The organism is Actinomadura logoneensis, from assembly GCF_003428695.1.
Lineage (GTDB): Bacteria > Actinomycetota > Actinomycetes > Streptosporangiales > Streptosporangiaceae > Spirillospora > Spirillospora logoneensis.
The window spans coordinates 1-9,810 of sequence record NZ_QURH01000239.1 but is presented as its reverse complement, the minus strand read 5'-3'; the positions used below and the strand labels follow the sequence as shown (position 1 = coordinate 9,810).

9 protein-coding genes, 1 tRNA gene and 1 pseudogene are annotated in these 9,810 nt (G+C 70.9%); 7 read left to right on the top strand and 4 right to left on the bottom strand.

Going from position 1 to position 9,810, the window contains the following annotated elements; translation table 11 throughout:
• Positions 1-183: 183 nt before the first annotated feature.
• Together DZF91_RS14100 and DZF91_RS14095 are read right to left on the bottom strand one after the other, a co-directional pair.
• Positions 184-1,467: a 3-hydroxybutyrate oligomer hydrolase family protein gene (locus DZF91_RS14100; RefSeq protein WP_117357924.1), complete on the bottom strand. Its 1,284-nt coding sequence runs from the start codon at positions 1,465-1,467 to the stop codon at positions 184-186.
• A gap of 146 nt (positions 1,468-1,613) precedes the next feature.
• Positions 1,614-2,399 carry a hypothetical protein gene (locus tag DZF91_RS14095; RefSeq protein ID WP_117357923.1) on the bottom strand — a complete coding sequence of 262 codons (786 nt, stop codon included), beginning with the start codon at positions 2,397-2,399 and terminating at the stop codon, positions 1,614-1,616.
• 197 nt (positions 2,400-2,596) lie between these two features.
• Here DZF91_RS14095 and DZF91_RS14090 point away from each other — a divergent pair, with 197 nt between their 5' ends.
• From DZF91_RS14090 to DZF91_RS14075, 4 genes are all read left to right on the top strand, one after another.
• Entirely contained in the window at positions 2,597-3,238 is a 642-nt protein-coding gene (locus tag DZF91_RS14090; protein ID WP_199486626.1) for a transglycosylase SLT domain-containing protein, read from the top strand.
• A gap of 364 nt (positions 3,239-3,602) precedes the next feature.
• The gene (locus DZF91_RS14085) at positions 3,603-4,067 is read left to right on the top strand and encodes a hypothetical protein (RefSeq protein WP_117357922.1); all 465 of its coding nucleotides are present in this window, start codon (positions 3,603-3,605) and stop codon (positions 4,065-4,067) included.
• Entirely contained in the window at positions 4,064-4,372 is a 309-nt protein-coding gene (locus DZF91_RS14080) for a winged helix-turn-helix domain-containing protein (RefSeq protein ID WP_117357921.1), read from the top strand. The genes DZF91_RS14085 and DZF91_RS14080 overlap by 4 nt, the downstream gene beginning before the upstream one ends.
• 104 nt (positions 4,373-4,476) lie before the next feature.
• Positions 4,477-5,100 carry a hypothetical protein gene (locus DZF91_RS14075; protein ID WP_117357920.1) on the top strand — a complete coding sequence of 208 codons (624 nt, stop codon included), beginning with the start codon at positions 4,477-4,479 and terminating at the stop codon, positions 5,098-5,100.
• 359 nt (positions 5,101-5,459) lie between these two features.
• Here the strand turns inward: DZF91_RS14075 and DZF91_RS14070 are convergent, their stop codons facing one another.
• Together DZF91_RS14070 and DZF91_RS14065 are read right to left on the bottom strand one after the other, a co-directional pair.
• A complete protein-coding gene (locus tag DZF91_RS14070) occupies positions 5,460-6,056 on the bottom strand; it encodes a TetR/AcrR family transcriptional regulator (protein ID WP_117357919.1) in 597 nt (198 codons plus the stop codon).
• Between the two features lie 9 nt (positions 6,057-6,065).
• The gene (locus DZF91_RS14065; RefSeq protein WP_117357925.1) at positions 6,066-7,049 is read right to left on the bottom strand and encodes an AurF N-oxygenase family protein; all 984 of its coding nucleotides are present in this window, start codon (positions 7,047-7,049) and stop codon (positions 6,066-6,068) included.
• 181 nt (positions 7,050-7,230) lie between these two features.
• Between DZF91_RS14065 and DZF91_RS14060 the strand changes: the two genes are divergently transcribed.
• The 3 genes and pseudogenes from DZF91_RS14060 to DZF91_RS41145 all read left to right on the top strand — a co-directional run.
• Positions 7,231-7,713, top strand: a complete 483-nt coding sequence (locus DZF91_RS14060) for an adenylyltransferase/cytidyltransferase family protein (protein WP_117357918.1) — start codon at positions 7,231-7,233, stop codon at positions 7,711-7,713.
• 71 nt (positions 7,714-7,784) lie between these two features.
• Positions 7,785-7,857, top strand: a tRNA-Ser gene (locus DZF91_RS14055).
• A 2-nt stretch (positions 7,858-7,859) separates the two neighbouring features.
• Positions 7,860-9,810 (top strand): annotated as a pseudogene (locus tag DZF91_RS41145) (hypothetical protein); the annotation flags it as partial.

Genomic DNA, 9,810 nt, shown 5'->3' with positions numbered 1-9,810 from the left:
CGGGCCTCGGACGCGGCGCCCCGGCCGTCCGGCGCGGCGGTCTCGCCACCGCGCCGGGCGGCCCGGCCGTCGAGCGGCGGTGTTCCCGCAGGCCAAGAGTTCGTCATGGCCCGAACTGTAAGGTGGGTCACACGCGCTGCCCATGGTGTCCGCCCACACACTCTGTCCGTTACGAGTGGTGGTTCATTCCAGGGTGCAGGACGTGACGAGGTCGGCGGAGCCGCCGTCCGGGCGCGGGATCGTCCGGCTCGCGGGCGGGTTCTCCCCGCGTCCGATCCAGCGTTCGAGCGCCGTGAACGCGGAGCGGTGGCACGGGACGAGCGGGCGCAACCGGTCCGGGAAGGCGTCGAACAACGAGTCCACGTGCGTCCCGTCCTCGACGCGGTAGTAGCGGAACATCGCGCCGCGCCCCTGCGCGCGCACGAGCCGCGCGTACTCGTCGGAGTCCTGGTTGATGGGGAGCAGGCCGTCGAGGGTGCCGTGGATGGTGATGAGCGGTTTGCCGATGCGTCCGGTCAGGGCGACCTTGGCGACGGCCCGGTGCACGCTCGCCGGGCGGCTCGCATAGTCGTAGTCCGCGTCCGCTCCCGTATAGCCGGGGTCGAACTCGGCGCGGTAGATGCGCTGCGTGAGGCCCCAGTAGTACTGGCTGTAGAACGGCCACAGGAACTCGGATTCGGCCGGGAATCCGGCCTTCACCACGGCTTCCTTGTCCTGGGGATAACCGCGTAGGGCAGGAGGCAGGAAGGTGAACAGGTTCGGGCCGTCCGTGCGCCAGAGCGTCCCCTCCCAGTCGACTCCCCCGTCATACAGCTCGGGATGGTTCTCCAACTGCCAGCGCACGAGGTAGCCGCCGTTGGACATGCCGGTGACGAGTGTCCGGCGCGGCTTCTCCCGATACCTCTGCTGGACGACCTTCTTGGCCGCGCGGGTCAACTGCGTCAGGCGGAAGTTCCACTCGGCCAGGGCGTCGCCCGGTTTCCGGCCGTCCTTGTAGAACTCGACTCCGGTGTTGCCCTTGTCCGTGGCGGCGAACGCGTATCCGCGCGCGAGCACCCAGTCCCCTATGGCGCGGTCGTTGGCGTACTGGCCGCGCACACCGGGAGTGCCGGACACGACCAGCCCGCCGTTCCAGTGCTCCGGCAGCCGGATGACGAACTGCGCGTCATGGTTCCAGCCATGGTCGGTGTTGGTCGTGGACGAGTCCGGGAAGTACCCGTCGATCTGCACGCCGGGCACACCGCTCGGAACGGGCAGGTCCTTCGGAGTCAGTCCCGCCCAGTCCGCCGGAACGGTGTGCCCGGACGCCACGGTGCCGGCGGTCGTCAGCTCCGGCAGGCACGCGACCTGCTGGTACTGCGCTCCGGGGACCGTGATCCCGGTCGGACAGGACTCGGCTCGCGCGGACGTGGGCGCTGCGACCACGCCCGCCGCGACGAGCAGCGCGGCCAGCGATCTGAGCGGCATGGGGGACCTCCCGGAAATGGGGGACAGATGCCGCGGACGCTAAATCGCCTCGCTGCCGCGCGACATGGCCCTGCCCACCACTGTCCGTCCTGCCTCGATGTCGGCCGCCGCCACACCAGGGCCTCGCGTGGCGGTGCCGCGACGACTCACCGAGGCTGGAGGACGAGCGGCGTGGCGGCGATGACGCGGCCCTCGCAGAAGCGCATGTACACGGCTTCATATCGACGTGACCATGCCGGATGGCGCTCGAAGGGGAGCGCGGTCGGACGGTCGGCCTGGCGCAGGTCGGCGATGAGCGCGTCGTCCGGCAGGCGTCCGGCCACATCCGCGAGCACGGGGTCGCCCGACCGCCCTGCCTCGGCGACATCGAGGATCTCCGCGACCGCGTCGTCCGCCAGGCGCGCCACGACGTCCGGGGAATCGTGGGGATAGTCGTCGTCGGCTTCGTCGAAATCGCCGAAGAACCACGCCATGAAGGCGGTGTCGAAATCCTCGAAGGCGTCGGCGTCGCGCGCGGCACGACGGACGTACGAAGCGACCGTCACCAGCCAGTGCTGCAGGGACGGAGCGACCATCCGCGCTCCGTGGTCCTCCCAGAACATGAAGACCGGGCCCCACGCGCCGCTCTCGCGGTCGATGTCCACGTAGTAGGTCTCGGCGGCCGGGTTGGAGTGGACGAGCAGGTAGGAGCCGGGCTCGCCGCAGCGCTCGGCTCGGTCGTCCCTGACCGGCCCGAACTCCTCGCCGCGGTTGAGCCAGAACAGCCCGACGCGCCGGTAGATCTCCCTGATCTCGTCCGGAACCGGGACGTCCCACGCGTCCATGGCCTCGTCGCCGAGGGCTTCGTCCAGCGCCGCGTCCCCGCCGGCGGCGGCTTCCCGCAACGCGTTGACGACGTCCTGCCACGACGGAGTCTCCTCGGTCCACGCCATAGGTGGATCTTGCTACACGTCGGAGTCATCCGGTGGCGAATCCGGCCGATAGCTCAATGGTCAACGAAACGTCGCACTCCGGCCGTTCGTCGAGAGTTATGCCGGGTATGCGGTTCTTGATCCGGACGGGCCGTCCGCGGACGAACCCGCCCGGTGTGGCACTGTGGTGATCGGTTCGTGGACGACCGGGGGCGCTGGTGAAGCGGAAGAGCGGGAAGCTGATCTGGCTGGTGCTGCCGCTGGCCGTCGTCGCCGCCCTGCTCACGGTCAAACACGGGGACCCCGGCAAGCCGTACGCGGTGGAGAAGCCGAAGTCCGGACCGGCCTCCCCGGGAGCGGACGGCCAGGCGGACAAGCGCTCCCCGGACCACTACACCGCCGAGGTGCGCAAGTACGCGCGTGAGGCGCACGTCGATCCCACGCTGCTGATGGCCATCCTCTACAACGAGTCCGACAAGCCCCACGATCCCGAGCTGGAACGGGCCTGGCAGCGGTTCAAGCCGGACGCCGCCTTCGGCATCGCGAACATGCACAAGGCGGCGTTCGACGAGACCAAGGACGGCCGTCCCTTCGAGGACCGCCGCTGGGAGGACCTGCCGGACGACCCGGCGCTGGCCGTCCGCGCCGCCGCCTGGTACCTGCACGACCTCGCCCGCCAACTCCCGTCCGACCGGACGTCCGACTTCAGCAGGTCGGACCTGCTGGCGCTCGGTTACGTGGCGGGCGCGGGCAACATGCGCCTGTTCGCCAAGGGGACGAAGCCGGGCGACACGGCCGCCTCCTACCTGCGGCGTCTGCACGGCAACTGGAGCAAGGCCCAGAAGGCGCTCGAAGCCTGAGGTCCGGCTCGCGTCGCTCGCTTGGGCGAACGCGACGTCGGCCCTCAGGTGACCTGCCCGATTCCGCTCATCTCCGGCTTCGCCGCGCGGGGACGGGTCGCGCGCTCACCTGCGTAGGCGAGCCCACTTCGAGGCAGACGTCGGCGCCCGACCGACCGCCCGGACGCGACGGACCATCACCGCGACCCCCAGCGGCCGTAGTGCGGAGTGGCGCTTGTTGCCCCCTCCCTCGGACCTGTGGCGATGCGGTCGAGCGCGTGCTGGCGCCCCCCGCCGCGACACGCTGGAAAGTACTTGACGTGTTGGAAAATGGAAAGTACTTTCCTTCATGGAAAGTACTTTACGGTCCAGACAGGAGAGGGTCATGAACTCCGTGCCGCCCAGCCCCGCCGAGGCTTTGGCCGAGATCGAGCGCACCCAGCGGAAGGCGTACGCCGGGCAGCGGCTCCCGCTGTGGCGGCTCCCCACGGTGGTGGCCCTGGTGACGGTCGTGTCGATCGCGATGGACCTGCACGGGACGACCCGGACCGTCCTGCTGGTCGCGGCGGCGCTCGGGCTGGCCGCGATGACCGCCCTGCTCACCCACCGGGTGCGCGTGAAGGCCAGGCGTCAGAGCTGGACGCCGCGCGCCGCCGGCCGGCTGGTCGCCTGGCTCGCCCCCATCTTCGTGCTCATCGGCCTCACCCCGCCGCTGGTCTGGCTGGCCACCGACTCGGTGATCTGGCCGAAGATCATCTCTGGTGTCCTGGTCTCGCTCTACGGTGTGCTGACCCTCCGGTGGGTGGAACGCCGGATGACGGCCGACACGAAGGGAAAGGTCGCCCAGTGAACCTCGATCCCGTGATCCACGCGCCCGTGCGGCTCCAGATCGTCTCGCTGCTCGCCACCGCCTCCGAGGCCGAGTTCTCGTTCGTCCGCGACAACCTGGAGGTCAGCGACTCCGTGCTGTCCAAGCACGCCTCGGCCCTGGAGACCGCCGGCTACGTCCACATCCGCAAGGGCCACGTCGGCAAGCGCCCCCGCACCTGGCTGAAGCTCACCGACCAGGGACGCGCCGCCTTCCGCGAGTACGTCGCGACCCTCCAGCGGATCGTCGGCCAGCCCCTGTCGAACACCGTCCAGGAGGCGAGCTGACGAGAGAGCCGGGCCGCCGCCCCTCCGCGGAAACACGAGGTGGCCCGCCACCACCGCCGAGTAAATGAGAAGGCCAGGGCAGAGGACCGGCCACTGTCCGACCGATGCGGTTTGATCTGTACATGCCGATCAGCCCCCCACCGGCCGCACAGCCTTTCGCCGAGACCGTCCCGCACCTGTTCCGCATGAAGTCGTCGCTGGTCAAGCGCTGGTCGCACACGCGGATGCGGGAGCTCTACGAAGAGTTCGATCTGGCCACCTTTCTCTGGTCCCTGGACCGCGAGCCGGAAGCCCTGGAGATCCTCGACTCGATCGCCGCAGCGATCCCCGAGTCGAAGGGCGACTACAACGTCTGGTCGCCGGTCGTCTCGATGCATGCCCTCCGAGCGCACATCCTGCGAAACGCGTCAGCGCCTGCCGTCGCCGAAGATGAGAACTCCGCACTCCGTGCATCGGTCCGCGCCGTCCTCGCCGATCCCGGGCTGGGGGACAACCCGTCCTCCATCGCGTCGGAGGTCACCGAGGCCGAGGACGAGTTCCGGGACGCTGCCTCAGGCAGAAGCCGAGCCGCTGCCTGCCGCAACCTCTCGCGCACCCTCTGCTCTCTCTTCGTCCTCGCCGAACTGGCCTTGGCCCGCCACCCCTACAGCGCGTACTACAACCCCTCCGAACCAGCCCGCCTCATCCTCAAGGGCCGTACCATCTTGGCCGCAACCCTCACATCCTGATCCGAATCCCCGCCGTCCCCGTTCACGCGCTTGTAGGGCTCCACCAACCAAACCGCACCACCCTCCGACCCACGGCTCGCTTCACGCACTCACCGCTTCGCACCTCCGCCACTTGGGCACCCCGGCCACTTGGGCACCCCTGCGGTTCGCGCGTCCGCCGCTTCGCACCTCGCCGCGTCGCGCGTCCGCCACTTTGGCGTCCGCTGCTTCGGGCGTACTGCGCCTTCGCTGTTGCGGAGCGTCTTAACCACGCGGGATGCGCGGCCCCAAGGACGCACGCCTCACGCACTGAAGGAAGGCTCTCGCCTGGCGGTTGTTCCTGCTCGCGCCGTGCCTCGTCCGCGGCCTGCCGCAGCGGGTCAGTCGGCGGGGGATGCGGCGGTGATGAAGCGGCTGATGACGGTGGACCAGTCCGCGTCGTCCACCGGGGCGAGATCCATCATGTTGGTGAGGAGGGTGCCCAGCGCGACCGACAGCAGGAACCGGGCCAACGCGCCGGACGGAAGCGACGGGTCCACCGAGCCTTCTTGCTGCGCCGTGGTGACCAGGCTCTCCACGGTCCCCAGGTGCGCGGTGAGCTCGGCAGAGAAGACCTCCGCGACGCGCGGGTCGCGTCGTGCCGCGGCCGCGCCCTCGACCAGCATCGCGCTGATCTGCCGGGGCCGGTGCGGCAGCTCCTCGCCCAGGTGCTGGACGACGTCCGGCACCGGGACGCCCAGGGCGCCGTCGCTGATCAGGCGGGCCAGCTCCGCGGGCATGTGCGCCTTGATGGCGTCCGCCAGCAGCTCGGCCTTGGACGCGTAGCGCGAGTAGATGGCGCCGGTGGACAGGCCGGCGCGGCGGGCGATCTCACCGGTGGCCGTTCCCGCGTAGCCGCGTTCGACGAACACCTCGGCGGCGGCGGCCAGCAGCCGCTCGCGCGCCTCCTCGCTCGTCAGCCCAGCCACTCTCCCCATGCCCTCACCCTAAGCGCCTCCGGGACGCGGACGAGTGGGGGCGGCGGGGGCGGGGGAAGCGGCGGTGGTGAGCATGCCGGTGCGGTGCCAGACGCGGGCGCTGGGGCCTTCGATCATGCCGATGTCGGTGAGGAAGCCGGTGGCGCGGCGGAAGGCCCAGCGGAGGGTGTCGCGCCGGTGGGGGCTGGTCTTCGCGACGCGGTAGGCGGCGCGCGGGTCGAGGCCGACGGCCCGGTAGACGGCGGGCCGGGTCAGGCGGGGAGCCATCCGCAGCGCGACACCCGCGATGCCGGACGCCTGGACGCGGCGCAGCGGCCGGGGCGTCGCGGCGACCTGGCGCTTGAGTTCCTCGCGCGCGTACGAGATGTGCCTCGCCTCCTCCGTGACGTGGATGCGGCTGATCGTCCGGACGAGGGGCTGGACGCGCTCGTCGGTCATGGTCACGCGCTGGACTGCGTCCGTGACCTCCTCGACGAGCAGGACGGCGGCGAACATCGCCATCGGCGGGTCGAGGAGTCCGGCGATCTTTCCGAGCTGGAACTCGGGCCAGGCCATCCGGTACGGACGCAGGCCGGTCTTGCCGATGCAGCGCCCGAACATGGCGGAGTGGCGGCATTCGTCCGCCGTCTCGGTGAGGGCGTACGCGATGTGCCGTGAGGTCGGGTCGCCCCGGTAGACGTGCCCGAGCAGGCCCTTCATCAGCATGATCTCGGACCAGATCCCGAACGACAGCATGCTGACCAGCTCGTGCCGGGACAGCTCGACGCGTTCCTTGTGGGACATCCGGTCCCACAGCGGCGTCTCGTAGAGCGAGAGCGTCTCGGGTGGGAGGTAGAAGAGGTCCGGATCGAACGGCATGGACCAGTCGACGTCCGCCTCGGGGTCGTAGGACTTCCGCGCCGACGCCCTGAGCAGGCGTTCCGCCACCCGCTCCCGGTCGCGGAGCTCCACCGTGTGATCGCCGTCCGCACATCGCACCAGTGCCGTCGTCATGGTCGTCACGCCTCCCGGGGGATGGGACTTGAAAATAGTAGGCAGTATTTTTATTCGGGAGGCAAGGCCCGGAAGGGTGTGACGTGCGTCGCGCCGCCGTCGCGGGGGCCGGGGGCGCGTGTCCGGCGGGTCCCCCGGTCGTGTTCACTGTGTGGCAGGGAAACGACCTGCGGAAGGGCGGATGGCTGTGGGAGGTCAGCGGCTGACGGCGACCTGGGCGGGCCCGCGCCCGGAGGGACGGCCCGTCGTCGTCACGGGCGTGTTCGACGTGCTGCACATCGGACATGTCCGGTTCCTCCGGGACGCGGCCGAGCGCGGGTTCCCGGTGGTGGTCGGCGTCGAGAGCGACGACCGGGTGCGCGCGTGGAAGGGGCCGGGGCGTCCGGTGAACCCGGCCGCCGAGCGCGCCGAGGTGCTGTGCGCCCTGCGCTCTGTCGCGGGCGCGTTCGTCATCTCCGGGCCTCCCGGAGTGGCCGGATGGCGGGACTACGCGGACCTCCTCGCCCCCTTGGAGCCGGTGGCGCTCGGCTACACGGCGGGCGACCCGCACACCGAGGCCAAGCGACTCGGCGCCGAGGCCATGGGCGCGCAGTCGTGGGAGTTCGGCGTCACGGAGGCACACTCCACCAGCGCCATGCTCGAGGCGATCACCTCACTCGGCTGACCCGGCTCCCGCCGGACGCCCGCGAAATCCGATTGCGGGCACTGGGGGCATTTCTTAGTGTCGGTCCTGATCAGCGTGTAGCTCAGTCAGGAGAGCACCGGGCTCGAGACCCGGAGGGCGCGGGGGCGGAACCCGCCACGCTGGCTATGGACATCGGACACGGTTACCCGCTCGGACTGCTCGCACGCGCCTTCACCACGGCCACGCGGCACGAGGACCCCGCCACCAGGCGCCGCGCCGAGGAACGCGTCCGGGCCTGGACACGAGTCCTCGACGGGATGGCCGACGGGACGCTCACCATCGGCAGCCGCACACCGGTGGCGGACCTTCCGGCCTGGGTCACCCTCGAGGTCGTCCGAGGCGGCTTCGCGACCGGCAAGCCGCTGGCAGGCGGCCCCCTACTCCCCCACGAAACCGCCGCCGCCTCCGCCCATGCTGCAAGCGCCGCGGACCAGACCGCAGAAGCCCCAGACAAGCCCGCGTCCGCCCCGGACCAGACCCAACCAGTTCCGGACCCGCCTGCGGTCACCGCCTCCGACCGGCCTCAGTTGACTCCAGACCAAGCCGCAGTCCTCGCGGCCCAGCCCGCGGTGACTCCGGACCCAGTCGCGGTTGCTCACGACCAGGCCGCAGCTTCCCCGGACGAGACTCCGGTGGCTCCAGACAAGCCCGTGTCTGCCGCGGACCAGGTTGCGGTCGTTCCAGATCAGCCTGCGGTCACCGCCTCCGACCGGCCTCCGCTCGCTCCAAACCAAGCCGCAATCACCCCGACCAGGGGTGCGGACTCCCCTGACCAACCTGCGGTTTCCGCGGAATGGGCTGCGGTCGCCTCGGACGGGTCCGAAGTCGCTCAGGGCCAGAAGGCGGTCGTGACGAATCAAACTGCGGTCGTCCCGGACGAGACCACAGCGGCACTGGGCGAGGCTGCGCCCGCCTCGGGCGGAGACATTGATGGCCAGTGCCCGGACGCCATCGCCCACGGGCAGCGCGCCATTGATCCGGACCGGAGCGCCGTGTTCGCCTACTACCTCAGCGACGCGGGGCTGGCCGAGCTCAACGCGATGCTGGACGCGGGGGACTACGAGATCACCGTTCCGGAAGAGGCCGCGCTGCTCACGGTCGCGTGGCTGCTCCGGGACGGTGACCGGGCCGCCGCACTCGACGTGCTGGACGCGATCGCCCCGTTCGCGGACTGGCTCCGGTTCGTCCCGCGTCGCCATCCGGACCGGCCGCGCCGCGACCCGGACCATGTCTTCCGCAGCTCGGTCGGCGAGGTTCGCGCCGCCCTGCGGGCGCGCCACACGCCTCTGGCGATCGACGCGATGAACGAAGCGCTGAGCGTCTGGAACCCCTTCGCCGACCGCCTCCTTTCCCACTGGCTGGCCACCGTCGTGGACGGCCGTGTGGCCGCGAACTACCCCGAGGGCTGGACCGACCAGGCCGCCGCCCTGCTCACCGAGTACCGCGTTCTGGCCGCCGAGCACAGGCTTTGCACCAAGCACCTCCGTCCGAAGGAGAACGCGGCCATCCTGCGCACTGCCATGGAGGACGTCCTCGCCGGCCAGACGCCCAGGCGCGGACTGCTCCAGCACGCCGTCGACTCGATGGTCGCCCGCAGGGGCGCCCCCGGTTCCCCCGAGCATTCGGCACTCCGCGAGCGCCAGGCCGCCGACGCCGCACGTCCGCCCCACCGGGTGCTGGCCGAGATAGCCGCTGAGCGCCTGGCCGCTCTCCCCCAGGACGACGGCCTCCCTGACACCTTTTCCTTCATCCACCCCGTGACCTGCGAAGAACACGCCCGCACCCTTCCCACCACACCGCAGACCCCCACCAAGCCCCGGGACGCCACCGCACCGCCGAGCCCCGGCAAGCCGTCGGAAGCCGCGACACCGCCAACCGCCGCCGCACCGCCGCCCGCTGCCGCTTCGCCGAGCCCTCCCGCGCCGTCGTATGCCGCGCCGTCGTCGAGCGCCGCAAAGCCGTCGGACGCTGCGACGCCCACGGGCGCCGCCAATCCGCCAAGCGCCGCCACGCCGCCGGGGGCCGCCAACCCGTCGAGCGCCGCGAAGCCGCCGCGCGCAGTCACGCCGCCGGGCG